At 69.5% G+C, this 472-nt stretch carries 1 protein-coding gene; it reads right to left on the bottom strand.

Going from position 1 to position 472, the window contains the following annotated elements:
- Positions 1 to 472 (bottom strand): S8 family serine peptidase (locus tag CWM66_RS28430; protein ID WP_146159978.1); only part of this gene is annotated, 472 nt, incomplete at both ends.

Genomic DNA, 472 nt, shown 5'->3' with positions numbered 1-472 from the left:
CCAATCGATCGCATCCAGGATGTCGGAGGTATACGCGCCGCACTTGCCGCCCACGCGCAGCGGTAGGAACTTGGCGTGAAACCCGACGCCCGCGATCCCCACCCCGTTATTGCTCACCGCCGCGACGACGCCGGCCACATGCGTGCCATGCCAGGTGGAACTCGTCGCGCGCGCGCCGGCGCCGCACTGGCCGGCTGCGGCCCAGTCGCCCATGTCGGTGGGATCGGCGTCGCGGCCGTCGCCGTCGGCCGCCGAAGTCACGTCGCTGAAGAAGTCGTAGCCGGGAAGGCGATTGGCCGCCAGGTCAGGGTGCGGATACACCCCGTTGTCGATGATGGCAACCACGACGCCGGCACCGTCGCTGTGGTCCCAGGCCGGCTGCACGTTGATACCCGGGCTGCCCGGTGCCAATCCCCACTGCGTGGACAGCATCGGATCGTTGGGTACGGCCATCGGCTGCAGCCGCTGGTCG

Source organism: Kosakonia sp. H7A, assembly GCF_003028445.1.
Taxonomy (GTDB): domain Bacteria; phylum Pseudomonadota; class Gammaproteobacteria; order Enterobacterales; family Enterobacteriaceae; genus Kosakonia; species Kosakonia radicincitans.
The sequence above is the reverse complement of the archived record's forward strand: the minus strand, read 5'-3'. Positions and strand labels throughout refer to the sequence as shown.